The organism is Micropepsis pineolensis (assembly GCF_055392125.1).
Map to the genome: position 1 here is coordinate 2,576,011 of NZ_AP042408.1, position 21,574 is coordinate 2,597,584.

20 protein-coding genes are annotated in these 21,574 nt (G+C 58.4%); 9 read left to right on the forward strand and 11 right to left on the reverse strand.

The features are described from left to right. Positions 1 to 45: 45 nt before the first annotated feature. The 4 genes from ACZ5RI_RS11440 to ACZ5RI_RS11455 all read right to left on the reverse strand — a co-directional run bounded on the left by ACZ5RI_RS11440 (position 46) and on the right by ACZ5RI_RS11455 (position 2,450). Positions 46 to 462, reverse strand: coding sequence for a DUF1178 family protein (locus tag ACZ5RI_RS11440; RefSeq protein WP_464513300.1), 417 nt, complete (start codon positions 460 to 462; stop codon positions 46 to 48). Positions 463 to 553: 91 nt separating this feature from the next. After that, complete coding sequence (locus tag ACZ5RI_RS11445) at positions 554 to 1,369, reverse strand: carbon-nitrogen hydrolase family protein (protein WP_464513304.1); 816 nt, start codon at positions 1,367 to 1,369, stop codon at positions 554 to 556. Then, a complete protein-coding gene (grxC, locus tag ACZ5RI_RS11450) occupies positions 1,366 to 1,623 on the reverse strand; it encodes a glutaredoxin 3 (RefSeq protein ID WP_464513309.1) in 258 nt (85 codons plus the stop codon). The genes ACZ5RI_RS11445 and grxC overlap by 4 nt, the downstream gene beginning before the upstream one ends. Positions 1,624 to 1,652: 29 nt before the next feature. Then, positions 1,653 to 2,450 (reverse strand): double zinc ribbon domain-containing protein, encoded by a 798-nt coding sequence (locus tag ACZ5RI_RS11455; protein ID WP_464513312.1) that lies wholly within the window; start codon positions 2,448 to 2,450, stop codon positions 1,653 to 1,655. Positions 2,451 to 2,485: 35 nt separating this feature from the next. On the opposite strand from ACZ5RI_RS11455, the gene ACZ5RI_RS11460 reads away from it, so the two are divergent. Together ACZ5RI_RS11460 and ACZ5RI_RS11465 are read left to right on the forward strand one after the other, a co-directional pair. Beyond that, the gene (locus ACZ5RI_RS11460) at positions 2,486 to 3,340 is read left to right on the forward strand and encodes a methyltransferase domain-containing protein (RefSeq protein ID WP_464513313.1); all 855 of its coding nucleotides are present in this window, start codon (positions 2,486 to 2,488) and stop codon (positions 3,338 to 3,340) included. A 66-nt stretch (positions 3,341 to 3,406) separates the two neighbouring features. Further along, the gene (locus ACZ5RI_RS11465) at positions 3,407 to 3,988 is read left to right on the forward strand and encodes a flavodoxin family protein (RefSeq protein WP_464513314.1); all 582 of its coding nucleotides are present in this window, start codon (positions 3,407 to 3,409) and stop codon (positions 3,986 to 3,988) included. Positions 3,989 to 4,063: 75 nt separating this feature from the next. Here the strand turns inward: ACZ5RI_RS11465 and ACZ5RI_RS11470 are convergent, their stop codons facing one another. The 6 genes from ACZ5RI_RS11470 to ACZ5RI_RS11495 all read right to left on the reverse strand — a co-directional run bounded on the left by ACZ5RI_RS11470 (position 4,064) and on the right by ACZ5RI_RS11495 (position 12,835). Further along, the gene (locus tag ACZ5RI_RS11470) at positions 4,064 to 4,774 is read right to left on the reverse strand and encodes a cell wall hydrolase (protein ID WP_464513315.1); all 711 of its coding nucleotides are present in this window, start codon (positions 4,772 to 4,774) and stop codon (positions 4,064 to 4,066) included. Positions 4,775 to 4,998: 224 nt separating this feature from the next. Next, positions 4,999 to 7,671, reverse strand: a complete 2,673-nt coding sequence (gene ppdK, locus ACZ5RI_RS11475; RefSeq protein WP_464513316.1) for a pyruvate, phosphate dikinase — start codon at positions 7,669 to 7,671, stop codon at positions 4,999 to 5,001. Positions 7,672 to 8,053: 382 nt separating this feature from the next. Further along, on the reverse strand, positions 8,054 to 8,848 hold the full coding sequence (locus ACZ5RI_RS11480) for a succinate dehydrogenase iron-sulfur subunit (protein WP_464513317.1): 795 nt from the start codon (positions 8,846 to 8,848) through the stop codon (positions 8,054 to 8,056). Between the two features lie 28 nt (positions 8,849 to 8,876). After that, entirely contained in the window at positions 8,877 to 10,592 is a 1,716-nt protein-coding gene (locus ACZ5RI_RS11485; RefSeq protein WP_464513318.1) for a heparinase II/III family protein, read from the reverse strand. A gap of 2 nt (positions 10,593 to 10,594) precedes the next feature. Further along, a complete protein-coding gene (gene rpe / locus ACZ5RI_RS11490) occupies positions 10,595 to 11,254 on the reverse strand; it encodes a ribulose-phosphate 3-epimerase (protein ID WP_464513319.1) in 660 nt (219 codons plus the stop codon). A 192-nt stretch (positions 11,255 to 11,446) separates the two neighbouring features. Then, positions 11,447 to 12,835 carry a hypothetical protein gene (locus ACZ5RI_RS11495; protein ID WP_464513320.1) on the reverse strand — a complete coding sequence of 463 codons (1,389 nt, stop codon included), beginning with the start codon at positions 12,833 to 12,835 and terminating at the stop codon, positions 11,447 to 11,449. Positions 12,836 to 13,247: 412 nt separating this feature from the next. Here ACZ5RI_RS11495 and sdhC point away from each other — a divergent pair, with 412 nt between their 5' ends. From sdhC to ACZ5RI_RS11530, 7 genes are all read left to right on the forward strand, one after another. Beyond that, entirely contained in the window at positions 13,248 to 13,670 is a 423-nt protein-coding gene (sdhC, locus tag ACZ5RI_RS11500) for a succinate dehydrogenase, cytochrome b556 subunit (RefSeq protein WP_464513321.1), read from the forward strand. Continuing rightward, positions 13,657 to 14,034, forward strand: a complete 378-nt coding sequence (gene sdhD, locus ACZ5RI_RS11505) for a succinate dehydrogenase, hydrophobic membrane anchor protein (RefSeq protein ID WP_464513322.1) — start codon at positions 13,657 to 13,659, stop codon at positions 14,032 to 14,034. The genes sdhC and sdhD overlap by 14 nt, the downstream gene beginning before the upstream one ends. Positions 14,035 to 14,075: 41 nt before the next feature. After that, positions 14,076 to 15,866 (forward strand): succinate dehydrogenase flavoprotein subunit, encoded by a 1,791-nt coding sequence (gene sdhA / locus ACZ5RI_RS11510; RefSeq protein WP_464513323.1) that lies wholly within the window; start codon positions 14,076 to 14,078, stop codon positions 15,864 to 15,866. A gap of 119 nt (positions 15,867 to 15,985) precedes the next feature. Then, a complete protein-coding gene (locus ACZ5RI_RS11515) occupies positions 15,986 to 16,651 on the forward strand; it encodes a hypothetical protein (RefSeq protein ID WP_464513324.1) in 666 nt (221 codons plus the stop codon). A gap of 156 nt (positions 16,652 to 16,807) precedes the next feature. Then, a complete protein-coding gene (locus tag ACZ5RI_RS11520) occupies positions 16,808 to 17,314 on the forward strand; it encodes a DUF4339 domain-containing protein (protein ID WP_464513325.1) in 507 nt (168 codons plus the stop codon). A gap of 485 nt (positions 17,315 to 17,799) precedes the next feature. Next, entirely contained in the window at positions 17,800 to 18,546 is a 747-nt protein-coding gene (locus tag ACZ5RI_RS11525; protein ID WP_464513326.1) for a PhoH family protein, read from the forward strand. Positions 18,547 to 18,614: 68 nt separating this feature from the next. Beyond that, positions 18,615 to 19,355, forward strand: coding sequence for a hypothetical protein (locus ACZ5RI_RS11530; protein WP_464513327.1), 741 nt, complete (start codon positions 18,615 to 18,617; stop codon positions 19,353 to 19,355). Positions 19,356 to 19,430: 75 nt separating this feature from the next. Here ACZ5RI_RS11530 and ACZ5RI_RS11535 read toward each other — a convergent pair whose 3' ends face one another. Further along, a complete protein-coding gene (locus ACZ5RI_RS11535) occupies positions 19,431 to 21,569 on the reverse strand; it encodes a M3 family metallopeptidase (protein ID WP_464513328.1) in 2,139 nt (712 codons plus the stop codon). Positions 21,570 to 21,574: the final 5 nt, after the last annotated feature.

Consider the following 21,574-nt stretch of genomic DNA (forward strand, 5'->3'; position numbering starts at 1 on the left):
CATTTGGCGCCCCTTGTGCTATCCGGCACATTCCACGGATGATTTTCAGTTGGCCACTTCATCGAGATCCGGCGGCAGGGGCAGAACATCAATGCCCTCCTCGGCCAGATCGGCGGCCTCCTCCAGCGTCGCCTCGCCATAGATCTGGCGCATTTCCTTGTCGCCGTAATGAATGGCGCGGGCTTCTTCGGGAAAGCGTTGGCCGACATCCTCGCCATTATCGAGGACATATTTGCGCACGCCCGCCACCAGTTTGCGTATCTTGTGCATTTCATCGGCATTGAGGCTGGGCTTTTTCGCCCCGGATAAGGCCGGTGCCATCACCGATTTTTCGACCTGATGGCTACTACAGAACGGGCACAGTACATTGCCGCCGCTCGACTGCTCATCGAACGCGGTACTGGAGGCGAACCACGCCTCGAACTCATGGCCGTGGTCGCAAGTGAGGTTATAGACGATCATGCTATAAAAATGGGGGTAATGGCCGTCTGGCGCAAGGGGGGATTACATGTTGCGGTGAACAACTCCATACCCACATGCGTTCGCACCCAGATCACAGAAAAGCCCGGTCGCCGATCAAACTCGGCACCCGTGCACGCGCGTCATAAGCCAGGGCCGGATTGATGTCGGCCATGATGACGCCGGGGCTTTCGCCCCCCTCGGCCAGCACCTCGCCCCAGGGCGAAACAATCAACGAATGGCCATAGGTTTGCCGCCCGCCCGGATGGCTGCCGCATTGCGCCGGGGCAATAATGAAAGAGCCGGTTTCAATGGCGCGGGCCCTGAGCAGCACATGCCAGTGGGCACTGCCGGTGGTTTTGGTGAAGGCCGCCGGTACGGTGATAAAAATCGCCCCGGCCTGCCCCAGCGTGCGATAAAGCTGCGGAAACCGCACGTCATAGCAAATCGAAAAGCCCACCCGGCCCCACGGCAGACGCGTGTTCACCGCCCGCGCGCCACTTTCGACCGTGTTTGATTCGCGATAGCGCTCGCCCGAAGGCAGGCTGACATCGAACAGATGGATTTTATCGTAGCGGGCCACGATCTGCCCGTCAGGGGCAATCAGCAGGCTGCGGTTGACGGTTTTATCGGGGCGGATTTTGATCGCCAGCGAACCGATTAGCAGCCAGACGCGCAACTCGGTCGCCAGGGCAACCACCTTAGGCAGCAGCGTATCATCGCTTTCGGAAAAGCTCTGCGCCAGCTTGGTATCCGGATCGGGGGCCATCAGCAGGGTATTTTCCGGTGTGGCGAGGAACTCGGCCCCCGCCGCCCGGGCTTCATGCGCCAGAGTGTAGAGCGAATCGAAATTCCCGGCGCGGTCAGCGCCGGAATTCATCTGCAAACAGGCCGCGCGAAATTCCGTCATTGCGCCAGAAGGGGATCAAGACCGCCAGCCTTGTCGAGGGCGTAGAGATCGTCGCAACCGCCGATATGCTGATCGTTGATGAAAATCTGCGGCACCGTACGGCGACCACCGGCTTGCTGGGTCATGGATTCGCGCAAAGCGGCATCATCGGAAACATCGACTTCCTCATACGCGACGCCCTTCTTGGCAAACAACGACTTGGCGCGCACGCAATAGGGGCACACGCGGGTGGTGTAGATCTTGATATTCGCCATAGCATCCTAACCTTTGTTGACACATGAGCTTATATAATACCCTCGGGGGTGCGGACAACGCGCGCCACCGCCAGCACCGATACTTTTTCAGCACCAGCCCATTTCAGCGCCCGGGCGCAGGCATCAACCGTTGCCCCGGTGGTTAAAACATCATCAATCAGTAGAATATGACGGCCCTGCACCGCGGCACGATGGACCACGGGCACCACAAAAGCCCCACGAACATTGCGCCTTCTAGCCTTGGCCGAGGGCATCTCGCCCTGACTTTTGGTCGCCCGCCGCCGCTGCAACAGTAAGGGCGCATAGATCCGTCCACTCTGGCGAGCGATAAAACGGGCCAGTTCCGCCGCCTGGTTATAACGCCGTCGCCAGAGCCGCATGGGGTGCAGCGGCACCGGCACAATCATATCGGCGGTATCGATCAAATCCTGTCCGCTGCGCAGCATCCAGTGCGCCAGCATCGGGGCCAGATCGAGCCGGTCGGCATGTTTCAACGCCAGAATCGGTGCCTTACTGGCATCGTCATAGCGCAGCACGGCCCGGGCCATGGCAAAGGCTGGCGGATGGGCCAGACAGGCCCCACACACCGCCGCCGCGCCCGGATCAACATCGAAGGGTAGCCCGCACACCGCGCAGACCGGACCGTCGAGAAAATGGACTTCTTTCCAGCAATCCGGGCACAGGCTGGCGCGATTTTCCACCGGCGTGCCGCAAATCAGACATTGGGGCGGAAAGATCAGACGAACCAGAGCCTGAGCAAAGTCATACAGGCTGGCACCGCCCAGCCCCCGGGACCAATTTTGCGACGGGTTTTGCAGACTGCTCAATTGCGCCCACCTCTCGTCTTGCTATCTTAGCCGTTATGACCGAGTCAGCCCACAGGACATTAGAGCCCATCTTCGATTCCGTGCGTCGCGTCCGTCAGCGCGCCCGTGCCATGGCCCGGCTCAATACCGAACCGCCCGTTTTATGGCGCGAGGCGGCCGAAGGTATTGCCGACCGACTGATCCCCACCACACGGCATTTTACCCGCGGGCTTCATCTGGGGGGCTGGCAAAAGGGTTGGACAGCCGAAATCGCCGCCTTTGCCGACAGCTGGCAGCCGGGCAGCTTTGACAGCCACGAGGCCCTACAGGCGGAAGGGGAATTCGACCTGATCGTCAGCCTGCTCGATCTGCACAGCCTCAACGACCTGCCCGGTGCGCTGGCCCAAATTCGCCAGCGCCTCAAACCCGACGGGTTGTTCCTGGCCGCACTGTTTGGCGGCCAAACCCTGCAAGAGCTGCGCGAGACTTTGGCCGAAGGCGAAATCGCCACCAGCGGGGCCGCCATCCGCCGCATAGCCCCCTTTGCCGAGGTGCCCGATCTGGGCAAACTGCTGCAGCGGGCCAAATTTACCATGCCAATCGCCGATTCTGAGCGCACCACCGTGCGCTATCGCGCGCTTGGTACGCTGATGGCAGACTTACGCAGCATGGGCGAGACCGGCTATCTGGCCGCCCCCACCCCGAAAGCCTTCACCCGCACCATCTGGGCCGCCACACAGGCATTCTATGCCCAACGTTTCAGTGTAGACGGGCGTTTTGCGGCCACCTTTGACATTGTCTATCTTACCGGCTGGGCCCCACGGGCCAAAGCGCTGCGCCCCCAGCCAGCAGGGCCGTTCAAGCCACAAAGCGCCACCAAAATCCGCATTGCAAAAAAACCTACTCATTAGCTTGAAATTACCGACACAGGTTATATGTAACAAAGTCTGTTACATACGCACACGAAAGGCAGTTTCATGACGAAAGTTGCAGTGGTTTATTATTCCGGCTACGGCCACACCCACGAACAGGCCAAGGCCGTTGCCGAAGGCGCGTCCACGGCCGCCGGGGTCGAGGCCAAGCTGTACCGCATTGAAAGCGCCACCCAGGATTTCAGCCCCATTATTGAAGAACTGACCAACGCCGATGCCATTATTTTTGGTGCACCGACCTATATGGGCTCAGTCCCCTATCAGTTCAAAGCCTTCATGGATGCCTCGTCGAAAACCTATGCCACACGCGGCTGGGCCAACAAACTGGCGGGCGGCTTCACCAACTCTGCCAGCCAGAACGGTGACAAGCAGACCACGCTGATCCAGTTGTTCACCTATGCCGCCCAGCAGGGCATGCTGTGGGTATCGCTCAACCAGCCAGGCGGCAATAACAACACCAAAGGCTCGCCGGAAGATCTTAACCGCTTAGGCGGATCGATTGGGGCGATGGCGCAAAGCCCGGCCGATGCGGGCCCCGATGTCGGCCCGACCGCATCCGACAAGAAGACTGCCGCCGCCTATGGCAAGCGCATTGCGGAAGCGGCGCAAAAATGGGCCGGCAAATAATTTTAAGACGTATACAGATCAATAAAAAAACGCCGCCCAGTGGGCGGCGTTTTCGTATCTGATATTGGCGGATGACTACATCGCCCGCGAACCGTAAGCGTGTTTGTAAAACACGTGGTTACCAATCTGCACCGTACGGGTGAGATAGCCAGCCCAATCCGGTTGTACCGAAATAGCGTGGTAGCTGGTGGCGCCCCCGGTGATATCGTTAAGATGCTCTTCGTTGGTTAGAATCTTCGCGGCAAGAAGCTGCGAATTCATCCACACCGATGCGTTCTTCTTTTGACCGATCATGCCGTTACAGGTGAACGAGAACTGGCAGCCCGGTTTATAGGCGCCCTCATAGACCACGGCACAAATTGAATGACCATAGTTGCCAGTGCGCAAACGATGGAAGATCACTTCCGCCACCGCCTTCTGCCCACGATCACCTTCACCGCGGGCTTCGTAATACAACGCTTCAGACAGGCAACGATGTTCCTTCAATAAATTCTCAAGCACTTTGTTCTCGGCGGCCGAGGCAAAGTTTGTCCGTTCCAGCGGCACGGCATTGGCCGACGCATCATTGGCCATCGCCGGCATTGCGGCGCGCACCTGATTGGCATCGGCATTCTGTAACACCATAGCTGCCGGCGAAACGGCGGGGGCAGAACGGGAATTATCCGCACTCGGATGATATGCGGCCGTAGCCCCGACTGCCGCGCTGGCAGCTGCCAACACCATGGCCAGAGCACCAACGAGGATCTTGTCTGAACGCCGAAGAGCTTCACTGCGTTTCTTGGTCATAGGGTCTTACTCTCCACGGATTGAGAAACGTAAGTCCGGTGTAAAACTCCCAATGGCTCACAACTCCTACTGTTTTCAAGGCTGTTTTTGGCCAAGAAATTCGTCATCGTCAAACAAAAAAATCTTACCGCGTGACACTGCGTCACGCAAAACACTGAAAAACATAGGGAATCCCGGCATTTGCCGGGGTTCCCATTCAAGTTATAAGCGAATTGCAAGCATTATTAATTGAGGTCTTTTTGCGATTTTAACGCCGCTTGCGCCGCGGCAAGGCGTGCAACAGGTACACGATAGGGTGAGCAAGAGACGTAATTCAAGCCAGCTTCCTGACACAACATAATCGATTCAGGATCACCACCATGCTCGCCACAAATACCAATCGAGATATCAGGACGCGTTTTACGACCGCGTTCCGCTGCAATTTTTATCAGCTCGCCAACACCATCACGATCGATGGTGACGAACGGATCGTGCATCAACAAACCCTTGACCTGATACTCGGTCAGGAACGGACCAGCATCATCACGGCTGACACCCAATGTTGTTTGCGTCAGATCATTGGTACCGAACGAGAAGAACTCCGCCGTCTCGGCCAGATCACCCGCGCGCAAAGCGGCGCGCGGCAACTCGATCATCGTTCCGACCTTATATTTCGGGAGTTTTCCGCGTTCCTGTTTTACCGCCACCGCCACTTTATCGATCACCGATTTGGCGAAATCGAGCTCGGCTTTGAAGGCCACCACCGGGATCATGATCTCGGCATGGACATCGCCACCATCGGCTTCGACATTGAGTGCGGCTTCAAGAATGGCCCTCGCCTGCATCGCGGTAATTTCCGGATAGGTGATACCCAACCGGCAACCACGGTGACCCAGCATCGGGTTCATTTCCTGTAGCGCATTACATTTGGCTTTGAGCTTCTCAACCGACACACCCGCAGCAGCCGCAACCGCAACGAACTCTTCTTCCTTATGCGGAACAAATTCATGCAGCGGCGGATCAAGCAACCGAATGATGACCGTTAACCCGTTCATCGCACGGAAAATGCCTTCAAAATCACTACGTTGCATTGGCAACAGCTTGGCCAGAGCCTTTTCACGTTCTTCCAGTGATTCGGCGAGAATCATCTGTCGTACTGCAATGATACGATCCGCATTAAAGAACATATGCTCGGTACGGCACAAACCAACCCCCTGCGCACCGAAGCCAATTGCCGTTTCGGCATCTTCAGGCGTATCGGCGTTGGTGAATACTTTCAGTGTACGGACTTCATCCGACCACAGCATCAGGGTTTTGAAATCGTCGGTCATTTCGGGCTGCTGTAACGCCACCCGCCCCTTGTAAACATGGCCGGTCGACCCATCGAGGGTGATGATGTCGCCACGCTTAACCACGATCTCGCCGATGTTGATCAAACCGGCATCTGCGTTGATGCGCAATTCGCCCGCACCGGCTACACACGGCCGCCCCATACCACGGGCCACAACGGCCGCATGGCTGGTCATACCACCACGCGCGGTCAGAATACCTTTGGCCGCATGCATACCTTTGATATCTTCCGGGCTGGTTTCGGTGCGCACTAAAATGACGTCCTTGCCTTCTGCCGTACGCGCTTCGGCTTCTGACGCCGTGAAGGTCACCTCACCAATCGCCGCACCCGGCGATGCCGCCAACCCCGTTGCCAGCTTGATTTTCTGCGCTTTGGGATCGAGTGTCGGATGCAACAGTTGATCCAGCGCTGACGGGTCGATCCGTGCCAGCGCCTGCTTCTTGGTGATCAGCCCTTCTTTGACCTGATCAATGGCAATGCGCAAAGCCGCCCGCGCGGTCCGCTTACCGGTCCGACATTGCAGCATAAAAAGCTTACCTTCCTGAATGGTAAACTCCATATCCAGCATTTCGTGGAAGTGGCTTTCCAGCTTGTCCGAGATGTTTTTCAACAGCTTATAATTCTCGGGCATCGTCTCTTCCATCGACGGATTTTCGTGATGGGCGCGGTCGCGATAAATCTTGGAAATATCTTGTGGCGTACGAATACCAGCGACGACATCCTCACCCTGCGCGTTGATGAGATATTCGCCATAGAGCAGATTTTCACCGGTTGACGGGTCGCGGGTAAAGGCGACGCCGGTGGCCGATGTATCACCAAAATTGCCATACACCATGGCCTGCACATTGACGGCCGTGCCCCAGTCTTCCGGGATTTTATTGAGCTGACGATAGGCCTTGGCACGGGGAATTTGCCAGGAACCAAACACGGCCCCAATGGCGCCCCAAAGCTGTTCGTTGACATCATCCGGGAACGGACGGCCAAGCTCTTGCTTGACCAGCGCCTTATAGCGTTCAACGACAACTTCCAGATCACCGATGTCCAGATCGGTGTCGTGCATCAGACCTTTGGCGTCTTTCACATCGTCGAGGATTTCCTCGAACTTGTCATGGTCGATACCGAGCACGACATTGCCATACATCTGAATGAAGCGGCGGTAGGAATCATAAGCAAAACGCCGATTGTTGGTCGCCCGGGCCAGCCCTTCCGTGGTGGCGGGATTAAGACCAAGATTGAGCACCGTATCCATCATACCCGGCATCGAAATACGCGCACCGGAACGCACCGAAACCAGCAACGGGCGGCTGGGATCACCGAGCGATTTGCCCATGCGATTACCCAACAAATCGACCGCCTGTTCGACCTGATCGGTCAAATCAGATGGATAGCTACCATCATGCTGATAGAAATACGTGCAAACTTCCGTCGTTGCGGTAAAGCCTGGAGGTACGGGCAGCCCGAGGTTACTCATCTCTGCCAGATTGGCACCTTTGCCACCGAGCAGATTGCGCATTGCGGCATCGCCGTCGGCTGTGTTCTCTCCGAAATTATATACCCATTTGGTCATAGTTTTTTTCCTATCCCTGAACTGGTTAGTCACAACAGAACCAATGGTTTTCGGCTACTCCCTGCAAACCCTGGGGCAAGCAGGGATTTTCGTGCTCTTATTATCAGCGCCTGTTTGACGCTTGTGCCATTATATCACGCTCGTCACACCCGTGAGAAATGCGCCCACGGCGCGGGAGCCGTGCAGGAATATTCGCATGTTCCCGCTTGAGTGCAAAGCGTATCTGATACACGTAACGATATTTACACCGATACTAATCGCCTTATTTTGACACACACTACCGTACCAACACCGCACCATCCTAAGACGATGGGGAAGCCCTTTGGCAAAGGTCCCGTTAGCGCACGGCGACAGGAAGGCCGGCGCGGAATGGTAATAAAAGTTAAAGCCCGCGCTTAACCAGCATTTCCTTAATCGAGGCAATGGCTTTGGCCGGATTAAGCCCTTTGGGGCAGGACGCCGTACAGTTCATGATGGTGTGACAGCGATACAGCCGGAACGGGTCTTCCAGCATGTCGAGCCGTTCACCGGTCATGTCGTCCCGGCTGTCAACGATCCAGCGGTAGGCCTGCAGCAAGGCCGATGGCCCGAGATAGCGCTCGGCATTCCACCAATAGCTCGGGCAGGCGGTCGAGCAACTGGCGCACAACACGCACTCGTATAAGCCATCAAGCTCTGCGCGGTCCTCAGGGGCCTGCCGCCACTCCTCGTCCGGGGGGGCGTCACGGGTCTGCAGCCAGGGCATGATCGCAGCGTACTGGGCATAGAAATGGGTCAGATCGGGCACCAGATCCTTGACCACCGGCATATGTGGCAACGGAAAGACCTTGACCGGGCCGGACACGTCGGTGATCGCCTTGGTGCAGGCCAGCGTGTTCTGGCCATCGATATTCATGGCGCAGGAACCGCAAACGCCCTCGCGGCACGAACGACGGAAGGTCAGCGTCGGATCAATCTCATTTTTGATCTTAATCAGGGCATCGAGCACCATCGGCCCGCAGTCGTTGAGATCGACGTAATAGGTATCGATCCGCGGATTACCGCCCTCGGTCGGGTCATAGCGATAGATGCGAAAGGGTTTTACGCCCTTGGCGCTTTTGCCGACGGCGTTCTTGGGCCCGTCCCAGACCTTGCCCTTTTTCGGCCGGCTGCCTTTCGGCAAAATATATTGCGCCATGATCGCCTCCTATTATGGGGTGAAAATGCTACGCAGCCCCGATCTGTTCAAACACCCAGGTGATCTCTACCGGGGCACCCTGCATTTCGCCAGTGAGTACTAACTGCTCGCACCGCCGGGGGGCGGGGCCACCGAAATAGATACTCTCCTCCACCGCCACCGGCAGCGAGGTGCGAAAACGCCATCCCTCGCCATTAGGCAGTTTCAGCAGGACATCGCCGCTTTGCGCCCGTGACAGGCGCACATCGGGATGGATATGAAAGCGTACGACAAACCCCGCCGCACGCGGCTTACGCGCTGGCAGAATACGATCAACCCCGGTCAACGCCAAGCCCTGCTGTGACAGGGTCAGTTCGCGCTCGATCGCCACGCCAAAGGCGCGGGTATAACCGTCATGCCCGGCCGAAACCGTCCAGCCACGCACGCTCTCGCCACGTTGGGAAACGGTACGAACCGGCCCGCGATAGAGCCGGGGACCCAGTGTCCGGCGCAGCCAGCCCGGCTGCAGCACCTGCGCCGACGAGGTATTGGCCAGTGTCACCGCAGAATGGGCGGCGGTAGATTTCAGCACATCTTCCCACGACGTGTACCCTGCCCCACCCGCCGTGCCGCAATTGACCACGATGCGTTGGGCACCCGAGCTCAGCTCGAAACTGAGGCAACCGGCATGGGCGCGCCCCGAGAACACCCCGGGCGGCACCCGACCGCACTCGACCAGCGCCAGGGTGTGACCGGCGCTCAGGCGGTGATAGCCGGAATGATGGGCCTGCAACGGCGGCTTGGCGCGGGCGTCATCCTGCGACAACAGCCAGCTGATGGTGCGCGGATCGCTTTCCGCCCCGCCATTGAACAGAGCCAGCGCCCCGTCACCATGGCGGAAGAAGCGGATCATCGGCGCCATACGCTCCATCGCGATGCGCATGAAGTCCGGCCGCTCAACCCCGCGGGCCGCCAGGGCCTCGCGCAGCATGACCAGAAGCCGATAGATCTCAGCCAAAGCCTCAGGGCTGCGGCTGATATGGCCGCCATCTGGCAGAATCTGGCGGATAATCTCCGCCTGCAGCCGGGTCAGCCCCAGCGTCAGCCGCCGGATATTACCGCCATCGTCCAGACACAGACCAGACAGCGCCACCGCCACCGCCGTCTCAAACCGTGGCACACCATCGGGTGCCTCCAGAATGATACGGGCCAACAGCCGGGTCTGTTCGCGCAGGCTGACAAACAGCTGCGAACGCCACATCAGATCGGAATTGGCAATGGTAAAGCGGCTATGGGCAAAAATACGGATCAGGCGACGGGCCAGAATGTGCGGGCGATAGGCCGGTTCGCAATAGCGTGGATAGCGATGCAGCCACTGGGCAATCAGGCTGGTCGCCATTTTACGGGCGGGCTCGCCACCGGCCGCAGCCAGCGGCGGCAACCAGGCAAAGGCATGCAACTCTTCCGCCCAGGACAGCGACGGTGCCTGATAATCGAACACCGAACTGCCGATGGCCTCGACCGTCTCGCCACCAAAGGTAAAGCGCCCCTTGAGCAGTGCGTTGGCATCGTCCAGACGGCGCGGGGCGACATCATTGGGTGCCAGCGCCAGGGTATCGCACAGCTGGCCTTTAAGCAGGCGACGATAGAACCAGCGCCTGCGATACCAGCGCCGCAGCGTCGCCAGCGGAACACGGCACAGGCACTGCACAGCCTCGATATAATAGCCCGGCGGTGGCGGCGGACGGTTAATTTTACCCGCCATGGTCACCCCCTCAGTGCGGCGATTGCCGCCTGATAGTCACCGCCCGGGGCACCAAACACCGCCGTACCTGCCACCAGCAGGTCGGCACCGGCCGCAATCACCGCCGGTGCGGTCTTGGGCGTGATGCCGCCATCAACTTCCAGCGCGATAGCGTGGCCGGTCTTGCGAATTCGTTCAGCCACCGCCGCAACCTTTTGCAACTGACTATCAATAAACGCCTGACCACCAAAACCGGGATTGACTGTCATCACCAGCACCAGATCGACCAGATCAAGGCAGTAATCGAGCACGTCTACCGGTGTACCGGGGTTGAGCGCCACCCCGGCCTTTTTGCCAAAGGACCGGATGAGCTGCAGCGTGCGATGGATATGGGGGCCGGCTTCCGGGTGCACGGTGATACCATCGGCCCCGGCAACGGCAAAGCTTTCGATGAAGGCATCAACCGGGGAAATCATCAGATGCACATCAAAGGGAATTTTCGCGTGTGGCCGCAAGGCCTTAACGATTTGCGGGCCGACGGTGAAATTGGGCACAAAATGCCCGTCCATCACGTCGACATGGATAAAATCGGCACCCGCCGCCTCGACCGCCGAGACTTCGGCACCCAGACGGGCGAAATCTGCCGCCAAAATGGAAGGAGCAATGCGAACCGCACAAGCCATGTTTCGCTACGAACCCACTCTTTAGCTATTGCGAACGAATACCCCCACGCGTTCTTTTCGCGTATGGGACCGCGCAAGGGATTCTCCCGCCCCTAGCAGTTTCATAAAGGAATTGTCGCGACGCGAAAACGATATTCTTACGCGACACACACTTACAACGGTATTTTACCCCATAGTATGCACAAGCGCGGCCTAAATTCGCGTCGTGAACCTTGCGGCAAATTTGGTGGCGAGATGACGCCGCTCGGTCAAAATCAGCACAAACGGCGCAATCCACACCAATCGGGATTGATAGCGGTCATGCGGACCAGAGAACATCCCGCACACCAATGCATTGCCCAGAAGCGCAATGAACAGATAGCCCGGCAGAATTGCCCGCCCCCACTGCCGGCGCCGGATCGCCCCGCTCAACACGAAAATCAACCAGATCAGCGACGCGAACAAAAGCGGCACATGCACCACATTAACGCCGGAAAACCAGATTTTTCCTTCCTGCTGGCGGGCATGCAGATAGGCCTTGGCCTGCCCCGGCATGAAATGGGCAAAACCATCATTCAGCACCCATTCGGTCGGGCTGATGCCATCACCGGTGCGGATCATGAAGAACTGACGGACCGAGGCCCACAGCCCCGAGCCGAGGATTTCGAGCGGATAGCGTTCGAGGCTTTCGCGCACCAGAAATTCATATTCCTCGCGCGGGCCGTAGAAACGTCCAATTTTATTAAAAGGCGTATAAGGACCCCACAAATAGGAATCCGCCGTCTTGGGCAGGTAATCCTTGTAGGGGCAGAGCTGCAGCTTGTGGGTAGGGCAAACCGCATACAGGGTCTTTTTTGCAGTACCATCACCGATCAGGCGGGCGGCAAAGAAAATCGTGCCTGAACGGTTGAGAAAAATCTTGCCGGTCAGCGTGTAGTTCGCCGCCATGGTCAGCGCGATGGCCAGAAACACCGTCAGCGCAGGCAGCAGGGGATTGGCCCGCGGCAGCCGCACACGATGGCGCAGCAGTAACGCACCCAGCACAAAGAGGATGGTGACCAGCGTCAGCCCGCCCGCCAGACCAAGATGGGACGGATGGGCCCCAATGGCCAAAGCCCCGACCAGCATCGTCAGCCCGCTGCGCAACCAACCCATCTGCCGCCGCCGAAAGCCAACCAGATATAGTGTCAGCACCACAACCGGGGTCAGACAGTCAGGTTCGACCTGCCCGGCGATCCAGGCGATACCGGAAAACAGCGTGATCAGCACGCCCAAACCCAGCATGGCCCACAGGCTGGTGCGCGGGCGCAAACTGCGCGCCAGCTGTACCATAACGAACGAGATGATCAGGCATTGCGCCCCGGCAACGAACCACAGGCTGGTGCGCCCCTGCACATAGCGCAGGAACAGCGAATAGACCGGGGATCGTTCTGGCACAAAGACTTCGGCAAAACCTTCCAGCATGTAGGCGCCGGAATCAAAGAACAGCAGCGGAAAGCCATTCCACAGCGCAGCATGCAGCAGAACCGGCACCAGCAGCACGATGGCCAGCAGTTCGTACGGCCAATAGCCGATCGGGGCCCGGGCAAGGGCCCGTGCCAAATTGCGCGTTAAACTTTGAAGACGCGGCCCCAAACTGGCGGAGCTCACGCCCACGGACGGACTTATATTCATGTCGTTGTTGTTAAAGATTCTGCTTCAGAGACTTAAACCTGCCGCAGACCGGATCAAAGCGCAAACCCTGATCTGTACTACCATTACGAAAAGCTGTGATGAAACCAGGACTAGAGGTTGACAGCCGCCCCGCGCCCCCTACACTGCTGCACGTTCCAGGGCGTTTCATCCTTTCACGAAAAACGATGAAGCGCCCTAACCTTTTTATATTGGCGCGCGTCCGGCCCGAAACCCGTAAAAACCACGTTTCGGCAAAGCGCTGTGGTTTATATTGGCGCGTTTTGTCCGAAACCCGGGAAAATCGCTTTTCGGAAAAAGCGCTCTGGCACAGGGGACCTTCATGGCGGACTTTCGGCAAAAAGCCGTGCCTTCACCGCTTTCGCCCTTCCTGACGATCTTTCGCTGGCCGATCACCATGGCGACCTCCATCATCCACCGCGTTACCGGGGTGGGCCTGGCGGGCGGCGCGATCGTGCTGGCCTGGTGGCTGGTTGCCATCGCCGGTGGGCCCGAAAGTTACGGACAATTCTATCGTCAGGCGATCACACCGCTGGGCAGGGTGTTTCTCTACGGCTTTGCCTGGGCCCTGAGCTATCACTTTTTCAACGGCATCCGCCATCTATGCTGGGACTTCGGTCGTGGCTTCGAGATAAAAAACGCCAACCGCTCGGGACTGATTGTCATTGTGGCATCGGTTGTGGCGGTGATCGCGATCTATCTGATCGTCCATTTCGGCCTTACGGGGTACTATGATGAGCCTTGAAACGCCGCTGCATAAGGTGCGTGGTCTGGGGTCAGCCCATTCTGGTGTCGGCTCCTTCGCCTATCAACGTGTTACCGCACTGATCCTCATCCCGCTGACGCTGTGGTTTGCCATCACGGTGATCGGCCTGATCGGTGTCCGCGAGGTCTCGGCCCTGATATTCCTGTCCAGCCCGATGCATGCCATTCTGATGGCGGCGTTCGCACTGGCGGGGCTGTCGCATCTGGCGCTCGGCCTGCGTGAGGTCATCACCGATTATATTCAACATGGCGGTATCAAACTGATCCTGCTTTTGGCGGTGTATTGCTTCTGCGCGGGCACGGGACTGGTCTGCTGTTTCAGTCTGTTGCGCATTTCTCTTTAAAGCGTCTTGTACATCAAGGCGTCTTGAGACGGGGACCCGACATGCACGCATATCCTTTTACCGATCATACCTTTGACGTGGTGGTGGTCGGCGCCGGTGGCGCCGGATTGATGGCGACGCTGGAATGCGCCCGCCGCGGCCTTAAAACGGCCTGCATCAGCAAGGTTTTTCCTACCCGCAGTCATACCGTTGCCGCCCAGGGCGGGGTCGCCGCCGCGCTCGGTAATATGGGCGAGGATGACTGGCGCTGGCACATGTATGACACGGTGAAAGGGTCAGACTGGCTCGGTGATCAGGATGCCATTGAATATCTGTGCAAGAACGCGCCCAGCGCTGTTTATGAGCTGGAACATTACGGCGTGCCGTTTTCGCGCACCGAAGAAGGCAAGATTTATCAGCGCGCCTTTGGCGGTATGACGGCCGATTTCGGCAAAGGCACCGTGCAGCGCACCTGCGCCGCTGCCGACCGCACCGGCCACGCCATTTTGCAAACCCTCTATGGCCAGTGCTTGAAGCAGAAAGTCAATTTCTTCATTGAGTATTTCGCCCTCGACCTGATTACCACCGATGGCGCCGTACGCGGATTAATGGCGTGGAATCTGGCCGATGGTTCGATCCACCGCTTCCGCGCCCATCGGGTTATTCTGGCCACCGGCGGTTATGGCCGGATCTATTTCTCCTGTACCGGGGCGCACACCCAAACTGGCGACGGCAACGCCATGGTCCTGCGTGCGGGCCTGCCGGTGCAGGATATGGAGTTCATTCAGTTCCACCCTACCGGTATTTATGGCGTCGGCACGCTGATTACCGAAGGCGTGCGCGGCGAAGGCGGCTTTCTGACCAATTCGGAAGGCGAGCGTTTTATGGAACGCTATGCCCCCCATGCCAAGGACCTGGCCTCGCGCGATGTGGTCAGCCGTGCCATCACAATGGAGGTACGGCAGGGCCGGGGCTGTGGCCCCAACAAGGACTATGCCAATCTGCATCTGGCCCACCTGCCCGCCGAACTGATCGCCGAGCGGCTGCCCGGCATTGCCGAAAGCGCCCGGATCTTCGCCGGTGTCGATGTCACCAAAGAGCCGATCCCGGTGCAGCCCACCGTGCATTACAATATGGGCGGCATCCCGACCAACCACTGGGGCGAGGTAGTCACGCTCAAAGACGGGGATCCCGAAACCATAGTGCCTGGTCTGATGGCGGTGGGCGAAGGGGCCTGTGTCTCGGTCCATGGTGCCAACCGGCTGGGCTCGAATTCGCTGATCGATCTGATCGTCTTCGGCAAGGCGGTCGGTCAGCGCTGCGAGGAAACCCTGAAAGGGCACGACCTGCCCCACCCCGACCTGCCCAAGGATGCCGGGGATGAATCGCTTTACCGTTTTGACCGCTTACGCAATGCCCGGGGCGGCACCCCCACCGCCCAGATGCGCCTTGCCATGCAGAAGGCGATGCAGGAAGACGCCGCCGTTTTCCGCACCGAAGAAACCATGGCCAGCGGTGTGAAACGCATCCGCGATATCTACGCCGGGTTGCCGGATATCAGCATTTCCGACCGCTCGATGATCTGGAACAGCGATCTGATCGAAAGCCTGGAATATGAAAACCTCATCGCCCAGGCATCGGTAACGATCAATTCTGCGCTGGCCCGCCAGGAAAGCCGCGGCGGCCATGCGCGGGAGGATTTCCCCAAGCGCGATGATGAAAACTGGATGAAACACACGCTGTCCTGGTTCGATGCCCGGACAGGTGGTGTCTGCCTCGACTACCGGCCCGTGCACACCTATACCCTGACCGGCGAGGCCCAGTATATCCCCCCTAAAGAACGGGTATACTAACCCCAGATTACACAGGGTTTACAACCACCACCGCGCTGTTCAGCGTCCGTTCAGACTGGTAAGTCCAATCTGGCGCTCTATGTTACGTGCATAGGGTCAACCGGTTAAGGAGCATGACTATGACCATAAAGTTTCGGGCCGCCGCCCTGGCAACCGCGATGGCTGTCACCATGATTGGCGGCAGCGTTCTGGCAGCACCAGCCAAAAGCGCGGCCCCGCCGGATCAAGACCCCTATGGCTATTATAGCAAATATGACCATGACGGCTATTACGACCGCGATGGCAATTATGTGCGCTATGCCGATCAGAAGCGCCGCCCCCCGGCCCCGCCGCCGCAAGCCAGCAGCGAGCCGCCTCCAGCCGTAGTCTATGAAGATACCCAGTATGCCGAGCAATGCCGCAAGAGCAACAATGCCGCCGGAACTCTGTTCGGCGCACTGGCTGGCGGCCTGATCGGCGGCGCGGCCAGCCATGGCGGTGGCGGCGCGGTGGTCGGCGGCGTCATCCTGGGCGGGCTGGTCGGCAACGCACTGACCCGCGATATGCCGTGCGAGGACCATCCCCGTGCCATGCGGGTCTATGCCGAAGGGCTCAACGGCCCGGTCGGCGGCACCTATCGCTGGAGCAATGATGACGATTACGGCGATTTTGTCCCGCGTGAAGAGTTTGTCCGCCGGGGCTACACCTGCCGCAGCTTCACCGAAACCAGCTACATCCATGGCCAGCGCTACACCCGCTCGGGCACAGCCTGCCGGATGAACGATGGAAACTGGCATTTCGACTAATGGCCCAGTTAAGCATAAACACGTTTAGGATAGGATGGGCGGCGGTGGATTGATCGCCGCCCAATATCACGTTAAGCCAAGGTGCAGTTCAGTAAACTTTTTCAAAGCCGTGTTGGACTATCATAGGACCAGCAGCGCGGCGCGGATCGTAAAACCATGGCGGATAGTTGGACCATCAATGTCGGCGGGCAGATTTATGGCCCCTATACGACGCAGGAAATGGGCAGCTTCACCAGCGAAGGAAGGCTGGCCCCCTATTCTCAGGTCGCCCCCAGCGGCAGCAACGACTATCACCCGGCCAACAGCTTTGCCGAACTGGCTGCGCTGTTCATGGCGGTGGGGGCCAGTCAGACCACCCCAGCGGCCACAGCTGAGGATGCTGGCGGGCTGGCCCGCTATGTTATCGTCGCTGACATGAAATCGCGCTCCATCGCCGGGATCGAAAGCGAGATTGCGCAGTTCGGCACGTCCTATCCGCTCACATCGCAATCTTGGCTGCTGGTCAGCGAAAGCCCGCTCAATCTGGTCCGCAATGCGCTGATGCAGCAGATCGGCAATGTCGATCATCTGTTCATTGTCGACATCACACACAATAAGGCAGTGTGGTTCAATTACGGCCCCGAAGCCGAAAGCCGCATCCGTCAGGCCTGGCTCAAGGTTTAAAACACATACTTCCAGTGTGATCGCCGCTATTTTGGGCGCGGGGCCGGTTCTTTAGCCAGCCCCCCAATAGATCCGCCTGCACGATTAACCATGGCGGCAATTACTGTGCCGCCATGGTGCACATGTCGCAAAAAATACACCTCCAGAACGTGGGCTTCTTGCTAAGATTCTTCCTGTCAGTGTGATTCTCATTGTTGGAGCAACCTGCGCAAAAGTGGAATCCGGTTTTGCGTCTAACGTTGCGACAAGACAGAGAACCAGAGCGGCAGACTGATCGCATATGAACGACCGTCGCTCTGGTCATTGGGTTTCTCATTTTGGCGACGGGGGGCAATGAGCAGACTTCGCCGCGGACATACCAAACAAACGGAGCTGGGCCATGTGGCCCTTGGTGCCCCGGTACACTGCCATCACCCCAAAAATCTGACCATATCGCTGCGCAAAAACGCGTTGATCTTCAACGCCATTTCCATCGAGGGTATCCCATGGCCAAGCGTCAGGCGCGCTATAAGGCGCGTGTGTTTTCCTATGCCCAAAGCGAAAATGTCCATTGTCTGTTTCCGCCCACGGTAACCCGCCGCGAAAGCGAGCCCCCCACCCGCGACCGCAAATATGTCAAAAACATCCGGGCGATGAGCGCCGTTCAGCAAGCGCTGATCGACGCCATCGATGAAAGGGCCGTGGTGCTGGCCTTGGGCCCTGCCGGAACCGGTAAAACCTATATTGCCATCGCCAAGGCGGTGGAGGCGCTGGAAGCGGGCCGCATCTCACGTGTGGTGCTGTCACGCCCGGCGGTGGAAGCGGGGGAAAGCCTGGGCTTTCTGCCCGGCGATATGCAGGAAAAGCTCTCGCCCTATCTCAGGCCGCTCTATGACGCGCTGACCGAGCGGCTCGGCACCAAGCGGCTCAAAACCATGCTGGCCGAGGGCGTGATCGAAATCGCCCCGGTCGCCTATATGCGCGGGCGCACACTCAACGACTGCTTCGTCGTCATCGACGAGGCACAGAACTGCACCTACACTCAGCTCAAGATGCTGCTGACACGGCTTGGCTGGCGCTCGACCATGGTGCTGACCGGCGATCCCGATCAGACCGACCTGTTACCCGGCATCTCGGGACTGGCCGATGTTGCCAGCAAGCTTGAGCAGATTGAGGATATCAGCGTAATAAGGTTAGGCGAAAACGATATCGTTCGCCACCCGCTCGTCGCGGGGATGCTGACGGTACTGTAACTGTTATTGCGTGGCACCCGGAAACCGCGTTTTTCCGGGTGCCACGCGCTTACAACCGAAGCGAAATCATGAGTTATTCCGACAATAGTGGCCTGGATGGCGAAGAGGTTTTTCGTAAGCGTTCGGCCTGGATTCTGCCCCTGGGCGTGATGGTGACCGTGTTTGTGCTCGCCGCTGCGATGCTGCTCTATTACCTTGCGCCGGGCGGGGCGGATCTGTTTCGCGAACCCATCGCCCCGACATCCGGCACCACGGATGTCGAGCTGATCCTTGCCGGAAAACACTTACGTATCCCCGAGAACTATCTGGAATATGCCAGCACGCGCAAAGGCGGCACGGTGCGCAAGATCGACTTTTTCGCCCGCGCCCCGCGCATGACGGGCTGGTCCAACTGGCGCTCGGAAGATTTCACCGATAACAGCCCGGATTCCCCGATTGTCTTCCTCACCTTACGCGAGGATAGCAACCGCCTGAGCGAAGCTGAGCGTCTGAAACGGGTCTATGGCGACTATCTCATCCCAAATTCGGCCCACCCCGGCCCCTTTGGCCTGACCCAATATGGCGTCAAAGCTGATACCGGCTATCGCGGAGATGATTTCTATGTCGGCGAGGGCAGCAATGGCCCCATCGTGCTGCGCTGCAACCGCCAGAGCGCCGCGGTGCCCAGCCCCAATTGCCTGCGCGAAGAACTGGTCGCTGGTAAACTGGCGCTGACCTACCGCTTCAAACGCACCCAGCTGGCGCATTGGCGCCATATCACCGAAGATATCGACACGCTGGTGAACGGCTTTCTCGCCCCGGCACATTAGGTCACAATCCAACATACAAAAAACACCCCGATGCATCAGCATCGGGGCGTTTCCTTTTAAGCTTGGAACAAGCGCTTACTTCGCGACCAGACCGCGCTGAACCAGCAGCGGATGGATCAGCGGATCACGGCCGGCAAAGGCGTGATACATCTGGGCCAGATCTTCCGAATTGCCTTTCGACAGGATCATATCGCGATAGCGCTGACCGTTTTCACGGGTCATGCCACCATGGCTCATGAACCAGGCATAGGCATCGTCATCAAGCATTTCAGCCCACAGATAGGCGTAATAGCCCGCCGCATAGCCATTACCCCAGATATGCAGGAAATAGCTTGAACGATAGCGCGGCGGCACCTCGGCCAGCGCCAGCTTGGTGTCTTTCAGCGCCTTGGCTTCAAAGGCATCGACATCGGCCACCTTGGAGCCTGCCGCAATCGTATGCCACTGCATGTCGAGCGAGGCTGCCGCCAGCAGTTCCGTCAGCATATAGCCCTGATTGAACTTGGCCGCTTTCTGGATCTTGGCCACCAGCGCTTCAGGCATCGGTGCCTTGGTCTGATAGTGCACGGCATAATGCTTGAACACATCCGGATCCGAAGCCCAATGCTCGTTGAACTGCGACGGGAACTCGACAAAATCGCGCGACACATTGGTGTTGGCGATGGTCGGATAGGTCTGGTTCGAGAACAGACCATGCAGCGCGTGACCAAATTCATGGAACATGGTGGTCACGTCGTCGAACGAGATCAGCGCAGGCTGCCCCGCCGCCGGTTTGGCAAAGTTGGCGACGTTATAGACAACCGGCTTGGTGCCCAGCAGCTTGGACTGGCCCACCAGATTGCTCATCCAGGCGCCACCCTGCTTATTGTCACGCTTGAAATAGTCGAAATACATCAGGCCGATGGAGGAGCCGTCCTTATCGATCACCTCAAACACGCGCATATCGGGGTGATAGGTCGGAATGTCCTTACGCTCTTTGAAGCTGATGCCGTACATCTTGTTTGCGGCATAGAACACGCCATTTTCGAGCACATTATTGATCTCGAAATAGGGCTTCACCTCGTCCTGGTTCAGATCATACTTCGCCTTGCGCACTTTCTCGGCGTAATATTCCCAGTCCCACGGCGCCAGTTTGAAGGTGCCGCCGGTCTTTTTGATCATCGCCTGAATGTCGGCGGCTTCGCCTTTGGCCTTTTTCACCGTGGCCGGCACCAGCTGCGCCAGCAGCTTATCCACCCCGGCCGGGGTCTTGGCCATCTGATCGGCCAGCGCTAACCCGGCAAAAGTGTCAAAGCCCAACAGCTTGGCCTTCTCGGCGCGCAGTTCGGCAATCTGGATGATGGTGGCGCGGGTATCGGCATCGTCACCACGCTCGGCACGATTTACCGAATGTTCGAACAGCTCAGCACGCGTATCGCGATTTTCCAACCGCTCCAGTACGGGTTGCTGCGTGGTGTTCTGCAGCGACAAAACCCACTTGCCTTTCAGGCCACGGGCCTCGGCTGCCGCAGCGGCCGCCGCGATCTCACCATCGCTCAAGCCCTTGAGCTTGGCCGGATCATCAATCACCAGTGCGTTATTCTTAGCCGCTGCCAGCAACTTCGTCGTGTAGGACGCACCAAGCTGGGCCAGCTTACCGTTAATTTCTTTCAGGCGGGTCTTGTCGGCCTCGCCCAGCTTTGCACCGGCAAGCACGAACTGCTGATAGTACACTTCAACCAGATGCACCGCATCGGGGGTAAGCCCGAGTTGGTTGCGCTGGTTGTAAATCGCCTCGACACGGGCAAACAGCTTCTCGTTCAGATAGATCGCATCGCTATTGGCGGTCAGCTTGGGCGCCTCGACATCCTGAACCTTCTCGAGCGCCTCGTTCGAGTTGGCACCGATGACGGCAAAAAAGACCTGCGACACACGGTCCAGCAGACGGCCCGACTTTTCCAGTGCCACGATGGTGTTATCGAAGCTCGGCGCGGCAGAATTGTTGGCGATGGCGTCAACATCGGCCAGACGCTGCTTCATCCCCTCTTCCAGGGCTGGTTGATAATCGCTGTCCTGAATCTTATCGAATTCAGGCGCCTCGAAAGGCAGCGGGCTCTTTTCCATGAAGGGATTGCTGCGTACCGGCGCCTGGGGCGGCGGTGGCGGCGGCACGGCGCAGGCTGTTAAAAGCAGCGCCCCGACCGCCGTAACGGTCAACATTGGCATCCAAGACATGAGTG